Source organism: Intestinimonas sp. HCP28S3_D6 (assembly GCF_052065695.1).
Lineage (GTDB): Bacteria > Bacillota > Clostridia > Oscillospirales > Oscillospiraceae > Intestinimonas.
This window is the reverse complement of the sequence record NZ_JBQHTM010000003.1, coordinates 1-17,608: the sequence shown is the minus strand read 5'-3', so window position 1 is coordinate 17,608 and position 17,608 is coordinate 1. Positions and strand designations below refer to the sequence as shown.

The following is a 17,608-nucleotide window of genomic DNA, read 5'->3' as shown; positions in this document are numbered from 1 at the left end:
GCTGAGTTTTCTCAAAATTTGAGAATATCATGCTTCAGCTTTTGCAGCAGCGGTTGGTCCGTACTGGCCGCATTCTCTTCATAAAGCACTTCCCGGGCTTGCTCCAATGATGGGAATATACCCAGGCGGACCAACTCCTGTAACTTTGTCTCATCAAAATTCTGCTTGAGCACCAGATAGCGGTGGGCCTGAGCACGGTGGCGCAGATACCGTTCCTCCAGGCGCAGTGTCTTCACGTTTTCATTCATCGCGCCCCTGGGGTGAAAATGGATGACACACGCCTCCACTGGCACAGCCTCCATATTGACGCCCATAGGAAGATCGGGGCAGAGTCTGGTGCAGGACTCAATCTCCGGTTCAAACGGACTCATGCCCAGGCTCTCCTCCAGCTTGATCCCGTTGCAGGCCTGTCCGCTGGGGACCAGGTTATAAAAACACATGGCCAAAGCCGGATACTTTTTCTTAGGGAAAAAGTGGTCCAGTTCCAATGTGCGCACGGTCTTTTGGTCACGGCTTTCCAGGACGTGCAGGTATTCCTCGTCACAATAGGGGCACACCGTCACCCCCAGGTTTTGGATCAGGGAATAGGAATTGTAGCATGTGCTCGCATCTACATATATATCCGCACCATGGCAGAAACGATTCTGGTACAGTCTCAGAAACTGTTCAAATTGCAGAGCTTCCGGTTTCTCCTGTGTCAATCTCCGAAGGGTCGGCACATCGGCAAGCAGGAACCGCTCCAGCCACGACCAGTCATCCCGACGGCATGCCCCTGCAAAGTCATACCGGACCGGACAGACAGCGGTCACCGCTTCAAACAGGTCCTGCTGATAGCATTCCCCCTTCGCTTGCACATAGTTCCGGACCGCCTGAACGTGGGCAGCTCTGGCCTCCTCCATATTTCTATCTGGTATCTTTCTCACAGCCCAGGCTCCTCTCTTTCCGGAAATCTCTGAAGTGTGATCTCAAAGGCCCTACGGATAAGATCGTCTCCGATGTGCGGAACAAACTCCCGCATGGTGGCAATAAATCGCTTCTCTGTGTCCGGGAGCGCATCGATCCGCTCCATGTCCTTTTGGAGACGATCAAAGGACGTCTGCAAAAATGCCCGTGCAGACTCACCGATGGTATAGTCCAGGAAAAAGCTATCGGCCAGGATGGTATGGATGTTCGCCCCGAAATAGGCCTTGTCCGACCCCGTCATGACCGCCGCATTACCGGTCCGTCCATCGATATCCAGCCGGGTCACCTCCTCCGGAAGCACGTCGGAAAGCAGGAAGGGAGAGTGCGTGCCAATGATGACCTGAGAGGCGCAGTCTGTGTATTTTGAGGCAATATGGCAGAGTTCAGAGAAGAAGTTCCTGGCCAGCTCCGGGTGCATGTATGCCTCCGGCTCGTCCAACAGGATAATCTTGTCCCCTTTCGTCCGCGTTCCATCCTGAGATATCCGGCTGCGTCGGAGACAGTCCTCCAGGCCGCCCAGGATCTTTGCATATTGATATTCCCCGGTACTCATATGAGTGAACTGATAGGGGAGCAACTGGCTGGTAAAGATCCCGGCGTTATCCGGAATGTATCCTTCCATCCGCTCAAAGAGCTCCTCGAACAGTTTCTGATGTTCCAGCAAAGCCATATCCGCAACCGGAACAGTGCAGGTGTCGATGGTGAAATAGCGGTCATCCAGTTGGGAGAGCAGTTCCACAATATCCTTGATATCGTCTGTGATCTGCCAGAGTACGCCATGAGGGTCCCCATTGTCCACCCGATCGATGTACTCCGCCAGCCAGACGCATCGCTTGACGATGGCCATACTACGTCCGTCCGGAAGCTCAGAGGGCTCGCAGCGATCCTGATATTCCTTGCTGGTATAGTAATCTATGAACTCCTGATAGTCATCACTGAGCCCGGAATCGTCCATATGCTCCTCCGGAGGCTTCTCCTCCGCACGATAGCTGAGAATCTTTTCGACCCACTTTCGGAGATAGTGGGCATAGTCAGCCCACAGGTCGTGCAGAAACATCTGCTTGTTGGAAAGGTTATCTCTCTTGCGACGTCTGGACATGCGCCGCTTGGCGTCCTCATCAAACTCGGCCCGCTGCTCGTCTTGCTTGATCTGATAAAAGGTCCAGTATTCCCCCTCTTCCAGAGCTTCTGGCAGCTTGATGGGATAGCTTTCCGCAAAGTTATGGGTAGACAGCACAAAAGATACCTGCCGCTTGACCTTACCGGACTCGATGCGCTCCATATAGTCCCAGATATAATCGCAGACATGCCAGAGAGAGGTTCGGTGGTAAGGCGCCGCGATGCGCCCCACCCAGTCGTTTCCAAAGTCCCGATAGTCCTCCTTGTCGTCCGGATAGGGCGGCGTGAGAAAGGCGTTTTTATCATAACAGTTGACGATCTCACAGCGGGCTGACGCAGCCTTCTGACCTGAACCCTTCCCTCCCCTATCCACCTTAGTCTGTTCAAATACCTGATAGGTCTTTCCCACGGTCAGATCTTCCGGGATAGAAAACCGTACCGTCCTCACGGTATCCATTCTGGCCGCGGCCGGACGAATCCACTCCGGCATGCTCAGATCTTCCGGCAGCCGTTCCACCGGGAACTGCTTAAACTCCAGATCACAGATTTCCAGGAAGTATTCCCTTTTGTTTATAGAGTAGAGGAAAAAGTATGCATCCTCCTCCCCATCCCACTTCCGCTGCTGGCGCAGATCATGTTTCATGCCAATCAACTGGAGAAGATTGGTCTTACCCGACCCGGTCTTACCTACCACAAGATGCAGACGATCCGGCTTTTTCCCCGCTCTGAGCACCCTGGATGGAGCCGAGTGCCCTCGGTAGGTAAACGACAGGCTGCCATCCCGGAAGGTGACCGTATAGGCGGGATCGAAGAGAACCTCCTGATTTACATAGTTTTTATACTTTGCAATATAGGCATAGATCAGGAACATTTCTTTTCTCCCCCTCGGCAGTCAGGCTATGCTTCTATTTTACAATAGGATTTGAAATTTGCAATTCCTCACATACGATCGTCCATGCACCACATCTACTCGAATATGCTCCACCATTCTTTGTGCTGATTTTGCGAATATCAAAGGTCATGGTTCCAGCAGAGGCAGCAGTTGATTTTTAAAGATCCACTGGGGATGATACCTGTTGCGTATCATGGTTTTGGCGCGCAGGCTTCGATCCTCACGCATGAGATCCGCGATCCTGCTCCCGTGCTCCTCATAGTACGCCTTTTCTGACGGGAGGTATTTCTCATGGGTGTCGTAGCCAAAGTTTCTGGCGTCCCACCGCATAAAATAGGCCCCCAACGTCTCACCCAGCTCCTTCAGCGCAGGCACCGCCTCATTCAGCACCAGGAAATTTCCTCTGCTCCCCGCCTCCAGTACCGTCAGCCCAAAGGATTCGGAATAAGATGGGCAAACAAACAGATTGGACAGTGTAAACAGCTCAAAGACGCCTTTTCTTGGAAAACCGTCCTTGTAACCAACATCAGACGTGAACAGCATATCCGCCTCGTCCAGACCGTATTTCTTCCCTTCCATCCGTATCATGGCCTTGTAGACGCCGCTTGGGATATCCGCACTGGGAAAATCGCAGAACACGACCTTACTGGTTTTCTCCGTCGTGACTTTGATGGCCCCGGTAAGGGCCGCCACCTTTTCAAACTGCTTACCAGTCGTCAGCCTGGCCGGATAAACCGCCAGAATCTCCGCACCCATGAGATCGATGTTTTCCGCGATATGCTGCACATCCGCACTCATAGAGGAGAGCAGAGGGAGGGCATTGTATACCACCGCACACTTTCCCTCGGGGACATCGTACTGCCTCGCCAGGGCTGGAATACCGGAATGGGTGGGATACACGAACCTGGTCCTGGGCATATCGGTAAAGCGTGCTGAGAAGGGGTACTCCACGTTGTTGGGCCGGTTGAACGGGAGGGAATGGGTAAAGGCCAGAAAGCGGGTATGGGGTAGCCGCTCCTGTGCCATTCGGATGGCAACGTTGTGGACCAGATGCCACCCCTGATACAAAATATCATGCAGGATGCAGACGTCCACATCCCCCAAATACCGCACAAAATCTTCCGCAAACAGTTTGGCCTCTTCAAAAAACGACGCATGCACACCGCCCGATGTATTTGTGTAATCATGCCACACGATATTTTTTCCGCCGCAGGTGTTGGTGATCTTGACCCATTCGATGCGGTCATCCGCAAACACTCCCGTCCGCTCCCCATCGGGACAAAGCTCACTCACCAAAACCTTGACGGAAATGTTGGCGCGCAGCAGCATCTCGATCTGATCCGCCACCACATTCACCAGGGAATAGGTGGAGGACAGGCCGGTAAACATGGTCAATATGGCGACTTTCATGCAGAATACCTCTCTTCCCTGTTTGTAATTTTGGCGCAGCAAATATTTGCTGCGCCAAAATTTTTACGCTTATCCTAATGTCTCAACACATTCGCACCCGTCAAACAGCTCCAGCTTCAGCTTCAAAATGCTCTCCAGATTTGCTACGGCGTTCACCATAGACTCCACCGACTGGTTGGTCTGCAAAATCACATCCTGGGAGATTTCCTCAAACGCAAGGACCCTCTGCAGCTTCTCCCCCTCGGCGTTCAGGATATGCGCCAGCGCCGTCTGCTGTAGCGCAACGGATTCAAAAAGATCCGAGATGGCCTGGCTTCGGCGGTCGGGCGCTACCGTCGTGGTGGTGGTCGTAGAGGTGGTGGACGTAGTCGTGGTGCTGGTAGTGCTTGTTGTGCTGGTGGTGCTCGTGGTCGTCGTTGTTGTACTGGTTGTACTTGTAGTCGTGGTACTGCTTGTGGTACTGGTGGTGGTTGTCGTGCTGCTGGTGCTGCTGGTGGTACTGGAGGTAGTCAGCAGGCAGATCGTCGGCTCCGGCAGCTCTCCGGCAAACAGCTCGTTGTGGCTCTCCGAGTTTCCGGTAAACGAATCGAATACGATAAGCGGAGGCAGGGTTTCCAGACTCCGCTGTGTCCTGTCCGGGATTAGGCGTAGGTGGTAAATGAGGACGTCCAGGGCGTCGCATGGAGCCATTTTCCCGCATACATCAGCACACGTAGCCATGCGGTCTCCAAAGCCTCCCGCCTGGGCAGTTTTCATAAGAAGGAACCTCAGATCCGACGGGATTTTCACTTGACAGCCGGCGGGAAATGTTGTATCATACTACTCATGTAAAGTCAGCGTGCTTTACAAGACGGAACGGAGGTGCCGCGATGAAGAACCAGGCCTACCGGATGGCAATGCTCTACGATTTCTACGGCGACCTGCTCACCGACCGTCAGAAGGAGTTTTACGACCTCTACTACAATGAGGACCTTTCCCTGGCCGAGATCGCCGAGAACTACGGCATTACCCGCCAGGGCGTCCGGGATGTCATCGTCCGGGCGGAGGCCTACCTCACCGAGATCGAGGACAAAACCGGCCTCATCCGCCGGTTCCACACCATGCAGGGCCAGCTCCGCGAGGTGGCCGACTGTGCCCAGAAGGTCCTGGACCTGAACGACGCCAAGCTGGGCAGCGACGAACTGGAGACGCTGGCCGGGCGCATCAAGTCCCTGGCCGACACCCTGATTCAGGAGTGACCTATGGCATTTGAAGGACTGACCGAAAAACTCTCCAACGCGTTCAAAAAGCTCCGGGGCAAGGGGCGCCTCTCCGAAAACGACGTCAAGGACGCCATGAAGGAGATCCGCATGGCCCTCCTGGAGGCCGACGTCAGCTACAAGGTGGTCAAGGAGTTCACCAAGACGGTGACCGAGCGGGCCATCGGCGCCGACGTGCTGGAGAGTCTGACCCCCGCACAGATGATCGTCAAGATCGTCAACGAGGAGCTCACCACCCTCATGGGCGGCGAGAGCGCCAAGCTCAACATCTCCTCCAAGCCGCCCACGGTGGTGATGGTGGTCGGCCTCAACGGCGCCGGTAAGACCACCAACTGCGCTAAGCTGGCCGGCTTCATGAAAAAGCAGAACGGCAAGCGGCCCCTTCTGGCCGCCTGTGATACCTTCCGCCCCGCCGCCATCCATCAGCTGGAGGTAGTGGGCGAGCAGCTGGACATCCCCGTCTTCCAGATGGGGCAGGCCGACCCGGTGGACATCGCCAAGGCCGCCATTGAGCATGCTCGCAAGCACGGCAACGACTTGGTGTTCCTGGACACTGCCGGCCGCCTCCACGTGGACGAGGAGCTAATGGATCAGCTCAAGGTCATGAAGGCGGCGGTAAACCCCGACGAGATCCTCCTGGTGGTGGACGCCATGATCGGCCAGGACGCGGTGAACGCCGCCAAAGTCTTTGACGAGGCCCTGGACATCACCGGCGTCATGCTCACCAAGCTGGACGGTGACGCCCGGGGCGGCGCGGCCCTCTCCATCAAGGCCGTCACCGGAAAGCCCATCAAGTTCGTGGGCGTGGGCGAGAAGCTGGACCAGGTGGAGATCTTCCACCCCGACCGCATGGCCTCCCGCATCCTGGGCATGGGCGACGTGCTCTCCCTTATCGAGAAGGCCCAGCAGACCTTCGACATGAAGAAGGCCGCCGAGCTCCAGGAGAAAATGAAGAAAAACCGTCTCACTCTGACGGATTTTTATGAGCAGATGCAGCAGTTCAAGAACATGGGCTCCATCGCCGATTTGGCGGGGATGATCCCCGGTATGGACGCCAAAGCCCTGGAGGGGGCCGACCTGGACAAGAACGCCCTGGGTAAAACCGAGGCCATCATTCTGTCCATGACCCCCGCCGAGCGGGAGAACCCCTCCATCCTCAACAGCAGCCGGAAAAAGCGCATCGCCGCCGGCAGCGGTACCCAGGTGGTGGACGTCAACCGGCTCCTGAAGCAGTTCGAACAGATGCAACAGCTCACCAAGCAGATGGCCGGCATGGCCGGCGGCAAGATGGCCCGGCGCATGGGCCGGCTGGGGAAGTTCAAGGGCTTCCCCTTCGGATAAGTTGGTCCGTACCCGTCGGGTACTGCCATATAAGGAATTTGGAAAGATCATTTGGAGGTGACGATACATGGTTAAAATCAGACTGCGTCGCATGGGCGCCAAGAAGGCTCCCTTCTACCGCATCGTGGTGGCCGACTCCCGCTATCCCCGTGATGGCCGTTTCATTGAGGAGATCGGTACCTACAACCCCACCACCGATCCCGCCGAGCTGAAGGTGGACGTGGAGCGGGCTCAGGCTTGGATCAAGACCGGCGCTCAGCCCACTGAGACCGTGAAGGCTCTGCTGAAAAAGGCCGGCGTGTAAGCCGGCGGGAGGCGCACATGAAAGAGCTTCTTACCTATGTGGCCCAGAACCTTGTGGAACACCCGGAGGCCGTTTCGGTCACCGAGACCCAGGGAGACGGCGAGACCCTGCTGGAGCTTCGGGTAGCCCCCGAGGACATGGGTAAGGTCATCGGCCGTCAGGGCCGCATCGCAAAGGAGATCCGCACCCTGATGCGCTCTGTGGCCCAGCGGAAGGGAACCAGGGTTTCCGTCGAGATCGTCGACTGAAAAGCGGCGGGACTTGCTCCCGCCGCTTTTTCTTTCATTGGGCCGTCAGGCCGGAAAGGACAACACCATATGAAAAACAAATTTCTGGAGGCCGGGCAGATTGTCAACACCCACGGCATCCAGGGCGAGGTGAAGATCGTTCCCTGGTGCGACTCCCCGGAGTTCCTCTGCTCCTTCTCTACCTTATATATAGATGGCGCTCCCATCAAGGTCCTGGCTGCCCGGCCCCACATGGGCAATGTGTTGGCCCGGCTGGAGGGGATCACCGACGTGAACGCCGCCATGCGCCTGAAGGGCAAGACCCTCTCCATCGACCGCACCGGCGTAGAGCTCCCCGACGGCCGCCACTTCCTGGCCGACCTCATGGGCCTGGAGGTCCGGGATGCCGAGACCGGCGCCGTCCTGGGCACCATCCACGACATCCTCACGCCCCCCGCCCACGAGGTCTATGTGGTCCGCGGCGGCGGAAAGGAGTATATGATCCCCGCCGTGGACGAGTTCGTCAAGGAGATCGACGTGGACGGCGGCTTCATCCGGGTCAAGCTCATCGAGGGGATGGCTAGCGATGTATAGTATTGACATCATGACCCTCTTCGACGAGACCGTGGGCGACATGATGAACGAGTCCATTCTGGGCCGGGCCCAGGAACGGGACATCCTGCGCATCGAGGCCCACCAGATTCGGGACTATACCTTAAATAAACAAAAGCAGGTAGACGACTACCCCTACGGCGGCGGCCACGGCGCGGTGATGCAGGCCGACCCCCTCTACCAGTGCTGGAAGCACATCACCGACACCTACGGCCCTGGCCATACCATCTTCCTCTCCCCCGCCGGTAAGACCTTTACCCAGACCGAGGCCAAGCGCCTCCTCCGGGACTACGACCACCTGATTCTGGTGTGCGGCCACTACGAGGGCATTGACGAGCGGTTCATCGAGGAGTGCGTGGACGAGGAAATCTCCATCGGCGACTTCGTCCTCACCGGCGGGGAGCTGCCCGCCATGGTGGTAGCCGACGCGGTAGCCCGGATGGTGCCCGGGGTTCTCTCCGATCCGGAGTGCTTTGAGGAGGAGAGCCACTGGAACGGCATGCTGGAGTACCCCCAGTACTCCCGTCCTGAAACCTGGCACGGCCGCACTGTTCCCCCCATCCTCCGCTCCGGCGACCACAAGAACATCGCCCGTTGGCGGCGGAAGCAGAGTATCCTGCGGACCTGGCGGCGGCGGCCCGACCTCTACCGGAAGCTGGAGTTCACCTCCAAAGAGGAGAAAAAACTCTTCGCCGAGCTCCAGTCCGAGGTGCCGGAACTGCCCCTTCCAGAGGAGGAAGACTGAACTTTTTCCGTCCCCTTGCATAAAGTTTTTGTCGACGGCAACCCCTCTTTTTTTACAGGAGCGCCAAAAATATTTTCTATATTTTTGTATTAAATCCTTAATTCTGGATAAAGATTGACTAGAATATGGGAATTGTGGGGAGAAGATCTGGAGCCAGTCCCCAGTTCTCTCCCCTTTTCCCCTCCCAGGGCCGACGGCATTGGAGCCAAGGGCGGGACCCCCTGGGCCGCAGGACTTTGAGCTTGTTACTATTTGTAACCTTTTGTTTCTTTTCTCCGTCCCGGGCGACGGCAAACGACGGAAAAAAACGGCTCCATTTTTGCATATACCTTCTGAAAGTTCCCGGTTGATTTGACTTTTGCGGAAAAAGTGGCTATAATCCCACCTGTTCCACGCAGCGCAAATGATTACAAAATCAACGGATACATCCTTCAGGAGGAATTTTTCTATGTTTGACCGATCATCCAGGGGCGGCCGCACCGCCGCCCTGCTGATCTCCGGCCTACTGGCTACCCTGTTCATCACCGGCTCCGCCAGCCCCCAGACCACTTACCACATCACCGACGGCGAGGCCGTCTACACCGTTACCGGCAAGTCCGGCGACACCGAGGCCGCCCTGGCCCAGGCCGGGGTAGCGGTTTCGGAGCGGGACCGTGTCACCTCCGCCGTCCGGGATGACGGCTCGGTGGCCGTCACGGTGGAGCGGCCGGTGACCACCTATGAGGAGCAGGTGGTAGACCTGCTGCCCTACGACACCGTCCGCCAGGCCGACCCCAACCTGCTGCTGGGCCAGGAGCAGGTGGTACAGACCGGCGCCCAGGGCACCGTGTCCGCCAAGAGCCGGGTGGTCACCGACCCCGACGGCAGCCTTTGCATCACCTCCATGGGCACATATGTCTCCCAGGAGCCGGTGGACGAGATCGTGGCCTACGGCACCCGTGTTGCCCCCGCCGCCCAGTCCTGGCTCAGCGTCACCGACGACGTGCTCACCCATATCGACGCTGACACTGACGGCGGCGGCACCCTCACCACCGCCTCTGGCACAGAGCTGACCTATACCCAGGTCATCAGCTGCAAGGCCACCGCCTACACCACCCAACTTCAGTCCTGGAAGCGGACTGCCACCGGCACCACCGCCCGGGTAGGCGCCATCGCCGTAGACCCCAGGGTCATCCCCTACGGCACCCGGATGTTCATCGTCTCCGCCGACGGCTCCATCACCTACGGCGTGGCCACCGCTGAGGACTGCGGCGGCAACATCAAGGGCAACCGCATCGACCTCTTTTTCGACACCTACAATGAGTGCATCCATTTTGGGGTCCGGACCTGCGACGTCTACCTGCTGGCCTGATCCCCTCTGTCCTCTTCCGGCAAATCGGAAGGGGACCTTTCTTTTTCTTTTCCCCTCTTTCGGTTGACTTTTCCCATGGCCTATGGTAGAATCTGATTCACAAAATGAGATTAGGAGATTGTCAGCATGAGTTTTAAAGTCATCGTGGACAGCTGCTGTGACCTGACCCCCTCTCTCCTGCGGGAGGACGCCTTTCTCAGCGTACCTCTGACCATCCGCGTGGGAGACAAGCACTTCGTGGATGACGCCGGGCTGGACCGCGCAGAGCTGCTGTGGCGGATGAAGGAGTGCGAGAGCGCCCCTCAGACTGCCTGTCCCTCCCCCGCCCAGTATCTGGACGCCTTCGACTGCGGCGCTGACGATCTGTATGTAATTACCCTCTCGGCCCTGCTCTCCGGCTCCCACAACAGCGCCCAGCAGGCCCGGCAAATCTGGCTGGAGGAGCATCCCGACGCTCACGTCCACATCTTCAACTCCTGCTCCGCCTCCGCCGGCGAGGTGCTGCTGGCCCTGAAGGTTCGGGAGCTGGCCGCCGCCGGTCACCCCTTCCATGAGGTGGTCAGCCAGGCTACCGCCTTCTGTGGTGGAATGAACACCCTCTTCGTGCTGGAGACGCTGGAAAACCTGCGGAAGAACGGTCGGCTCACCGGCCTTCAGTCGGTGGTTACCGCTGCGCTGCGGATTAAACTCCTCATGGGCTCCACCCCTCAGGGCGAGATCTGCAAGCGGGGTCAAGCCATGAGTATGAAGCAGGCCCTGAACAAGATGGTGGAGATCATGGAAAAAGACCCAAATCACGTGGGCAAGCTGCTGGTCCTCTCCCATTGCAACTGCCTGGAGCGAGCCTTCCAGCTCAAGGAGATGGTCCAAAAAAGCTGCCGCTTTTCCGAGGTCTTTATCTGTGAGACCGGCGGCATCAGCACCGTTTACGCCAACGACGGCGGCATTGTGGCCGCCTACTGAATTCAATACGATCTGTCAGGGGCGCCCTTTGGGGCGCCCCTGCTTTTTGCCCCTATTGCCGGAACGGACCGTCTATGCTACAATATGATCATTCTACCGTCGGTTTTATTTTCTTTTTCAGGATTTTTACACCGAATGGGGGTATGGCCCGTGGTCTTCAGCAGCGTGACCTTTCTCTTCGTCTTTCTACCGCTCCTGCTGGCAGCCTACTATCTTCTGCCCACCAAATCCAGAGCCTGGCGGAACGGTGTGCTCTTGGCCTTCAGCCTCTTTTTCTACGGCTACGGAGGCCCCCGCTTTCTGCTACTTATGCTCCTCTCCATTGCCGTCAACTATGTGGGCGCCCTGTGCGCCGCACCGGGGCGGCGGCACGCCAAGGCCGCCATGGTAGTGACCACAGCGGTGAATTTGGCCCTGCTGGGCTGGTTCAAGTACGCCGGCTTTTTCTTCTCCAACCTAGCCAAGGTGTGGACCGGCCTTCCAGTGCCCCAGGTCACTCTCCCCATCGGCATCTCCTTTTTTACCTTCCAGGGCCTCTCCTACGTGCTGGATGTCTACCGGGGCCAAGCGGAACCCCAGCGTAATCCTTTCCACGTGGCCCTCTATATCTCCCTCTTCCCTCAACTGGTGGCCGGCCCCATCGTCCGCTACACCACCGTAGCTGAGGAAATCCTCACCAGACGGGAGACGGTCTCCGACTTCTCCGCCGGGGCAGTGCGTTTCCTCTTCGGTCTGGCCAAGAAAATGCTGCTGGCCAACCAGCTGGGTCTCATGTCCGACGAGATCTTCGCCGTCCGCCCGGAGTTTCTCACCGTCTCCCTCACCTGGCTGGGCGCCATCGCCTACACCGGCCAGATCTACTTCAACTTTTCCGGCTACTCCGACATGGCTATCGGTCTGGGACACATGTTCGGTTTCCACTTCCTGGAGAACTTTAATTACCCCTATATCTCCCGCTCGGTGACCGAGTTCTGGCGGCGGTGGCACATCTCCCTGTCCACCTGGTTCCGGGACTATGTCTACATCCCCCTGGGGGGTAACCGCTGCTCCCCCGCCCGCCACATCCGGAATATCCTGGTTGTGTGGGCCCTCACCGGCTTCTGGCACGGGGCGGCGTGGACCTTCCTGGCCTGGGGCCTCTACTACGCACTCCTGCTCCTGAGGGAGAAGTACCTCTGGGGCCGGGCCCTGGAGCATCTCCCCTCCTTTCTGCGCCACGTCTACGCCCTGGTGCTCATCCTGCTGGGCTGGGTGATCTTCCGGGCCGAAACGCTCTCCTATGCGGGACAGTTCATCGCCGCCATGTTCGGCGCCGCCGCCGGGGGCTGGACCGACGGCCGCAGCCTCTACTACCTGCTCCAGTTCCGCTGGGAGCTGCTACTGGCCATCCCCGCCTCCCTTCCCCTGCGGGACTGGGCCCTCCAGCGCCTGGAGGCCAGGGACACCGCCCTCAGCGGTCTGGTCCTCACCTGGGGTCCTAAAGCGGCGGCCCTGGGGCTCTTTGCCCTCTCCTTCCTGCGGCTGGTGAGCTCCAGCTACAACCCCTTCATCTATTTCCGGTTCTGAGAGGAGGCACAGCAGTTGAAACGCTTTTCCGAGGTCTGCTTTTCCATCCTTTTTGTGGCCGTCTTGGTAGCCGTCCCTCTGCTCATCCTCTTCCACGGCTCCAAGATCCAGGCGCTATACTACGAGAACCGTGCTCTCTCCTCCGTGCCGGAAGCCAACGCAGAAGATCTGCTCAGCGGGGAGTACTTCAGCCAGTGGGACAGCTGGCTCACCGACCACGTGGCCGGTCGGGAACGGCTCCTGAAGCTCAACACCTAGTTGGACTACCGTCTCCTGGACCGGCCGTCGGTCAACGGCATCGTAGAGGGAGAAGGCGGCGTTCTCTTCCCCTTCCAGGCCTACGGCACCTGGGACCTGGATTACCTCTCCGGGGACGCCGCCGCAGTGTGTGACGACCTGGCACATTTGGACGAGCTGGTATCCTCCTACGGCGGCCGCTTCTACTATGTGGGCCTCCCCCTGCAAAACGCCTTCTACTACGACCGCTACCCCGACTACCTGGAAAACCGCTACTGGCACATCTCCGCCATGACGGAGGCCTTCGCCGGCGCCATGGAGGATCGGGGGCTGGCCTTTCTGGACATGGAGCCCGTCCTCCGGGCGGCCCAGACCGAGGAGCAACCTCTCTACGCCGCCTCCGACCACCACTTCAACTACTACGGTGCCTACCTCACCTACCGCACCGTCATGGAGCGCATCACCGCCGACCTGGACCGGGACCTCCCCGTCCTGACCGCCGATACCCTCACCTTTCAGGCGTTGGAGAATCCCTTCCTGGGCTCCCGGAACCGAAAGCTCTACGGCCTGTGGCCGGGCTCCGAACCCCTGACCGTCGGCGTCCAGCGGGAGCCGGTGGCCTTCGACCGAACGGACAACGGCCTTCCCGTCCCCGCCCAGCTCTTCCGGCTGCCCGCCACCCCCACGGAAACCGTAGACTACAACGTCTACATGGGGGGCGACGTGGCCGAGACCGTGCTCTCCACCCACCGCCCGGAGCTCCCCGATCTGCTCATTTTCGGGGACTCCTTCACCAATCCCCTGGAGACCCTCCTCTACACCGGCTTTGACGAGACCCGGTCCCTGGACCTGCGGTACGCCGACGTAAGCCTCCTGGAGTATGTGGCGGAGCACCATCCCGACGTAGTCCTCTGCGTCCGGGACGACACGTCGTACCTCTCCACAGAAGGAAACGGCAACATTCACTGAGAAACAATATAAAAATGGACCCGCATGTTTAGACATGCGGGTCCATTTTCATTTTCTTCAGCTAAACCAGCGCTCCAGGCAGTCACGAACGGCGCCCTCGTCGTTGGAGCAGACCACGGCGTCGGCTACTGCCTTCAGCTCGAGGGCGGCATTGGACACCGCCGCGCCGATGCCGGCCAGCTCCAGCATCTCCTTGTCGTTGGGGGCATCTCCCACAGCCACTACCTCCTGGGGATCGATGCCCTCCATCTCCAGGATCACCGACAGAGCCGCCCCCTTGGAGACACCCAGGGGAAGAATCTCCAGATAGGTTCCCTCGGAGAATACCGTCCGGCCCAGGCCAGAGAGCTGGGGGTCCAGCCACGCCTTGACCTCCAGCAGGGCTTCGTGGTCCTGGGTCATAAGGGTCTTGTTCCAGGGCCGTGGAGAACCATCCACCGTGGTGGGCAGGGCGGGCCGCTTCTCCTTGGCGATGAGGCCCTCCACATAGGGGGTCATCCGGAAGGAACAGAAGCCATCCAGGTCGTAGTAGGCCACGGCGCCCATCTCAGGGAACCGGGCGATGGCCTCCTTCATGATGGGGCAGACCTCCTTGGGGAGGACCCACCGGCGCAGGATACGGTCGCCCCCCACCAGGTCCACCACCTGGCCACCGTTGCCGGTGACCACCGGGAGGTTGATGCAGGACAGCAGCTCAGGGAATACCCGGATGGCCGCCGGTGCCCGGCCGGTGGCCACGGTGAAGAGTCCGCCTTTGGCTACGTGGCGCCGGATGGCCTCCAGGTTCTCTCTGGAGAGCTGGGATTGTTCGTTCAGAAGGGTATGGTCCATATCCGAGACCAGCAAACGTCTCTTCACAGACCTGCGCCTCCCATCTCGGCCTTCTGGGCATACCGCCTGGCCAGCTTGACACCGGAGAGGAGGATGGCGAAGAGGAACCAGAAGATGACCATAACCCGGGGATAGTTCCACAGGTAGTCGGCCAGACAGTCCACCAGAATGCCGGCCACCGCTGCGGCGGCGCCGATGGTGATGAGCCGTACCTCATGGGGGCAGTGGAGCTTGCATGCCTTGGCCGCGGACTTGAGGCCGCAGATCATGGCCGCCACGTAGGAGACCACACCGATAAGTCCCGTCTCCAGCCAGATCTGGAGGTACAGGTTGTGGGAGTGGACGAAGGGCGCGGTGCCGTGATAGAGGTTCATATCCTTGATGGCCAAGCGCACCGTATCGGTTCCCAGTCCAGCGCCCCGGATGGGACGGGTCTTGATCATCTCCAGCGCCGCCGCGTACAGGGGGAAGCGGCTGGAGGTGGAGGAGTCCTCTAGATTAAAGATGGTGAGGATACGGTTGAAGATGGTGTCGGGCAGGAAGGGAATGGCGCACAGGGCCAGCAGCAGAAAGCCGGGGATGAGCTTCCGATTCCACAGGAACACAAATACCGCGGCGGCAAAGGCGGCGCCGATCCAACTGGCCCGGGAGTAGGTCATGCCCAGGGCAGCCACGCCCACGCCGGCGGCACACAGGGCGCCGATCCGCCCCCACCAGGAGCGGCTGCACAGCACCAGGGCCACCGCCAGGGGGAGGAGCATCACCAGCACCTCGGCAAAGGCGTTGGGGTTTCCAAAGACGGAGAAGACACGGCCGGGCATGCCCTCGTTGAGGAGGGGGTCCACATAGGAGTAGTTGACCTCCACGCCCTGGATGCGCTGCACCACGCCATAGGCCGAGGTGCCGAAGAGGGCCAGGCTTGCAAAGCCCGCCAGACGCTTGAGGTCGTCGACGTGCTCCACGGCGCTCACCGTCACCCCCACACACAGCATAGCCGTGATGTGGAAGAAGAGAAAGCGCATAGAGGCGCTGGAGGAGTAGGACACTGGCCAGGCCAGGCACACAGCACCGGCGAAGATGAGGGGGTAGGGGCCCACGCTCTTCAGGTCCACCCGCAGGGACCGGTTCCCCATACCTCCCACAATAAATAGCAGCGCCATGAGGATAAAGCCCAGGAGGGAGTACCGGTTGTCCCAGTGCTCGTAGGGGTAGATCATAATGCCCACCATGAGCCAGCCGATGGCGGCAGGGGTCTGGCTGCCCATGGCAAAGCCCAGTTGGGCAAAGAAGCTGTTGTCAAAGAGGGGCTTCCCCTTCCGATAGATCCAATGGAGGATGGCGGCGGGAAGGTTGATGATGGTCTCGGCCAGGGCACAGAAGAAGCTGTCCCGCCAGGCTTTGGGGAAAATGCCTTCCCGGACCAGCAGGTTCATGAGGGCGCTGCCGTGGAACCAGCGGGTCCATACCCGGGAAATGCCCCGGAGGAGCCTGCACACGCCGCTGCCCTCATACCAGCGGTACACCACATACCAGATGGAGAGCAGAATGCGCCCCACCACACTGTTTTCCATAACTTCCAAACAGAATACGCCTCCTTACCGCCGGTTCTTCACGGCGTACATCAGGGCCAGGAGCCCAAACCACCGCCGGCGGACCAGTCCGGCCACCAGCTGCTTGTTCCGCCCCATGCCCTGGGGATTCAGGTCCCGGATGGCCTCCTCCATGCCGGGCTCCCGGGTGAAGCCCTCCACCCGGCGGCGCTTCTCCGCCAGAGGGGCGGGATTGCCGGGGGCGAACTCGTTGCCGATGGCGATGAGGAGCCCCGCCCAGCAGGTGCTCTGCCGCCACCGGGAGTCATCCCCCTCCAGGCCGTACCGCTCCACCACGGCCTCCTTGGCCGCCAGGAAGCGGCGGAAGGTGTCCATGTAGTCGGGCAGATAGTTCCGGGTCACAGAGGCGGGGTTCTGCAAATAGTAGTAGAGGGGCTCGTCCACCATGGCCAGCTTCCGGGCCAGGCAGAAATATTCCATCAGGAAGAGCTCGTCCTCCAGATAGGCGCCGGAAAAGCGGATGGCGTGGTCCGTGATGATGGACCGTGAGAAGAGGAACCGCCAGATGAAGCCGTTGAGGACCTCTCCGGGCTTTCCCAGACGCTGGCCCAGGAGCCGGTCCACGATACCCTTCCGGATGGCACCGGCGTCATACACGCCGGTGGGCAGCGCCCCCGGCTCGGCCCACTTCTCGCCGCCGGGCTGGATATTCCAGTGGGCGCAGCCGGCGGAGTCGGCCCCCGCCCCCTCCAGGGCTCCCAGCAGGGTCTCACAGGTATTGGGCTCGATCCAGTCGTCGGCGTCGATGAAGAGGATGTAGTCCCCCTTCGCCTCCTCCATGCCCAGATTGCGGGCGGAGGAGACGCCGCCGTTGGGTTTATGAAAGACCCGGACCCTGTCGTCCTGGCCGGCGTAGTCGTCACACAGGGCGCCGCTGCCGTCGGGAGAGCCATCGTCGATGAGGAGGAGCTCCCAATCGGCAAAGGTCTGGGCCAGAACGGAGTCCACGCACTTGGCTAACACGTTCTCCGCCTTGTAGACGGGGGCGATGATGGAGATTTTTGGCATACGCCGCCTCCTTGCCTGATTTTATCGTTTCATTATACCGTTCTTTCCCGGGAAATGCAACAGCAGCCGCAGTTTGAGGGGCAAAAAGAAGTGTAGGACTACAATACATATTGGACATCTGAATAAAAAAGGATGAAGGACAGGGCCTCATCGGTTATAGTTGAAGTTGCGGACAACAACCGAACGAGAGGAGACCATATC

General features: G+C 59.3%; 18 protein-coding genes. 11 read left to right on the top strand and 7 right to left on the bottom strand.

The genetic code is table 11. From position 1 onward, the window contains the following. Positions 1-11: 11 nt before the first annotated feature. From ACTNBK_RS01710 to ACTNBK_RS01695, 4 genes are all read right to left on the bottom strand, one after another. Positions 12-701: a hypothetical protein gene (locus ACTNBK_RS01710; protein WP_441143061.1), complete on the bottom strand. Its 690-nt coding sequence runs from the start codon at positions 699-701 to the stop codon at positions 12-14. Positions 702-919: 218 nt separating this feature from the next. Next, positions 920-2,953 (bottom strand): AAA family ATPase, encoded by a 2,034-nt coding sequence (locus ACTNBK_RS01705; RefSeq protein ID WP_441143059.1) that lies wholly within the window; start codon positions 2,951-2,953, stop codon positions 920-922. A 147-nt stretch (positions 2,954-3,100) separates the two neighbouring features. Then, positions 3,101-4,321 carry a glycosyltransferase gene (locus ACTNBK_RS01700; protein ID WP_441143057.1) on the bottom strand — a complete coding sequence of 407 codons (1,221 nt, stop codon included), beginning with the start codon at positions 4,319-4,321 and terminating at the stop codon, positions 3,101-3,103. A gap of 132 nt (positions 4,322-4,453) precedes the next feature. Beyond that, complete coding sequence (locus ACTNBK_RS01695; RefSeq protein ID WP_441143055.1) at positions 4,454-5,074, bottom strand: hypothetical protein; 621 nt, start codon at positions 5,072-5,074, stop codon at positions 4,454-4,456. Between the two features lie 179 nt (positions 5,075-5,253). Here ACTNBK_RS01695 and ylxM point away from each other — a divergent pair, with 179 nt between their 5' ends. The 11 genes from ylxM (at position 5,254) to ACTNBK_RS01640 (ending at position 13,958) form a co-directional block, all read left to right on the top strand. Further along, complete coding sequence (ylxM, locus tag ACTNBK_RS01690; protein ID WP_130850674.1) at positions 5,254-5,622, top strand: YlxM family DNA-binding protein; 369 nt, start codon at positions 5,254-5,256, stop codon at positions 5,620-5,622. 3 nt (positions 5,623-5,625) lie between these two features. Next, positions 5,626-6,984 (top strand): signal recognition particle protein, encoded by a 1,359-nt coding sequence (gene ffh / locus ACTNBK_RS01685; protein ID WP_441143053.1) that lies wholly within the window; start codon positions 5,626-5,628, stop codon positions 6,982-6,984. A gap of 67 nt (positions 6,985-7,051) precedes the next feature. Beyond that, positions 7,052-7,288 carry a 30S ribosomal protein S16 gene (rpsP, locus tag ACTNBK_RS01680; protein ID WP_130850676.1) on the top strand — a complete coding sequence of 79 codons (237 nt, stop codon included), beginning with the start codon at positions 7,052-7,054 and terminating at the stop codon, positions 7,286-7,288. Positions 7,289-7,305: 17 nt separating this feature from the next. Further along, the gene (locus tag ACTNBK_RS01675) at positions 7,306-7,536 is read left to right on the top strand and encodes a KH domain-containing protein (RefSeq protein ID WP_130850677.1); all 231 of its coding nucleotides are present in this window, start codon (positions 7,306-7,308) and stop codon (positions 7,534-7,536) included. Between the two features lie 69 nt (positions 7,537-7,605). Continuing rightward, positions 7,606-8,109, top strand: a complete 504-nt coding sequence (gene rimM / locus ACTNBK_RS01670; protein ID WP_441143050.1) for a ribosome maturation factor RimM — start codon at positions 7,606-7,608, stop codon at positions 8,107-8,109. After that, positions 8,102-8,872 carry a tRNA (guanosine(37)-N1)-methyltransferase TrmD gene (gene trmD / locus ACTNBK_RS01665; RefSeq protein ID WP_441143048.1) on the top strand — a complete coding sequence of 257 codons (771 nt, stop codon included), beginning with the start codon at positions 8,102-8,104 and terminating at the stop codon, positions 8,870-8,872. Before rimM ends, trmD begins: the two co-directional genes overlap by 8 nt. A 448-nt stretch (positions 8,873-9,320) precedes the next feature. Next, positions 9,321-10,223 carry a 3D domain-containing protein gene (locus ACTNBK_RS01660; protein ID WP_441143047.1) on the top strand — a complete coding sequence of 301 codons (903 nt, stop codon included), beginning with the start codon at positions 9,321-9,323 and terminating at the stop codon, positions 10,221-10,223. Between the two features lie 126 nt (positions 10,224-10,349). Then, on the top strand, positions 10,350-11,186 hold the full coding sequence (locus ACTNBK_RS01655; RefSeq protein ID WP_441143045.1) for a DegV family protein: 837 nt from the start codon (positions 10,350-10,352) through the stop codon (positions 11,184-11,186). Between the two features lie 150 nt (positions 11,187-11,336). After that, positions 11,337-12,752 carry an MBOAT family O-acyltransferase gene (locus tag ACTNBK_RS01650; RefSeq protein WP_441143043.1) on the top strand — a complete coding sequence of 472 codons (1,416 nt, stop codon included), beginning with the start codon at positions 11,337-11,339 and terminating at the stop codon, positions 12,750-12,752. Positions 12,753-12,767: 15 nt separating this feature from the next. After that, on the top strand, positions 12,768-13,010 hold the full coding sequence (locus ACTNBK_RS01645; protein WP_441143041.1) for a hypothetical protein: 243 nt from the start codon (positions 12,768-12,770) through the stop codon (positions 13,008-13,010). Further along, complete coding sequence (locus ACTNBK_RS01640) at positions 13,011-13,958, top strand: alginate O-acetyltransferase AlgX-related protein (protein WP_441143040.1); 948 nt, start codon at positions 13,011-13,013, stop codon at positions 13,956-13,958. A 57-nt stretch (positions 13,959-14,015) separates the two neighbouring features. On the opposite strand, the gene ACTNBK_RS01635 is transcribed toward ACTNBK_RS01640, so the two are convergent. The 3 genes from ACTNBK_RS01635 to ACTNBK_RS01625 are packed head-to-tail and all read right to left on the bottom strand — an operon-like array spanning position 14,016 to position 17,407. Beyond that, positions 14,016-14,816, bottom strand: a complete 801-nt coding sequence (locus ACTNBK_RS01635; protein WP_441143038.1) for an HAD family hydrolase — start codon at positions 14,814-14,816, stop codon at positions 14,016-14,018. After that, positions 14,813-16,360, bottom strand: a complete 1,548-nt coding sequence (locus ACTNBK_RS01630; protein ID WP_441143204.1) for an O-antigen ligase family protein — start codon at positions 16,358-16,360, stop codon at positions 14,813-14,815. The genes ACTNBK_RS01635 and ACTNBK_RS01630 overlap by 4 nt, the downstream gene beginning before the upstream one ends. A gap of 24 nt (positions 16,361-16,384) precedes the next feature. After that, on the bottom strand, positions 16,385-17,407 hold the full coding sequence (locus ACTNBK_RS01625; RefSeq protein WP_441143036.1) for a glycosyltransferase family 2 protein: 1,023 nt from the start codon (positions 17,405-17,407) through the stop codon (positions 16,385-16,387). Positions 17,408-17,608 lie beyond the last annotated feature (201 nt).

Excerpts from the sequence above, each read along its gene's own strand:
- ACTNBK_RS01675 (WP_130850677.1), top strand. The coding sequence starts at position 7,306 with ATGAAAGAGCTTCTTACCTATGTGGCCCAGAACCTTGTGGAACACCCG.
- ACTNBK_RS01625 (WP_441143036.1), bottom strand. The coding sequence starts at position 17,407 with ATGCCAAAAATCTCCATCATCGCCCCCGTCTACAAGGCGGAGAACGTG.
- ffh (WP_441143053.1), top strand. The coding sequence starts at position 5,626 with ATGGCATTTGAAGGACTGACCGAAAAACTCTCCAACGCGTTCAAAAAG.
- rpsP (WP_130850676.1), top strand. The coding sequence starts at position 7,052 with ATGGTTAAAATCAGACTGCGTCGCATGGGCGCCAAGAAGGCTCCCTTC.
- ACTNBK_RS01705 (WP_441143059.1), bottom strand. The coding sequence starts at position 2,953 with ATGTTCCTGATCTATGCCTATATTGCAAAGTATAAAAACTATGTAAAT.
- ACTNBK_RS01660 (WP_441143047.1), top strand. The coding sequence starts at position 9,321 with ATGTTTGACCGATCATCCAGGGGCGGCCGCACCGCCGCCCTGCTGATC.
- trmD (WP_441143048.1), top strand. The coding sequence starts at position 8,102 with ATGTATAGTATTGACATCATGACCCTCTTCGACGAGACCGTGGGCGAC.
- ACTNBK_RS01695 (WP_441143055.1), bottom strand. The coding sequence starts at position 5,074 with ATGGCTCCATGCGACGCCCTGGACGTCCTCATTTACCACCTACGCCTA.
- rimM (WP_441143050.1), top strand. The coding sequence starts at position 7,606 with ATGAAAAACAAATTTCTGGAGGCCGGGCAGATTGTCAACACCCACGGC.
- ylxM (WP_130850674.1), top strand. The coding sequence starts at position 5,254 with ATGAAGAACCAGGCCTACCGGATGGCAATGCTCTACGATTTCTACGGC.
- ACTNBK_RS01630 (WP_441143204.1), bottom strand. The coding sequence starts at position 16,360 with ATGGAAAACAGTGTGGTGGGGCGCATTCTGCTCTCCATCTGGTATGTG.
- ACTNBK_RS01655 (WP_441143045.1), top strand. The coding sequence starts at position 10,350 with ATGAGTTTTAAAGTCATCGTGGACAGCTGCTGTGACCTGACCCCCTCT.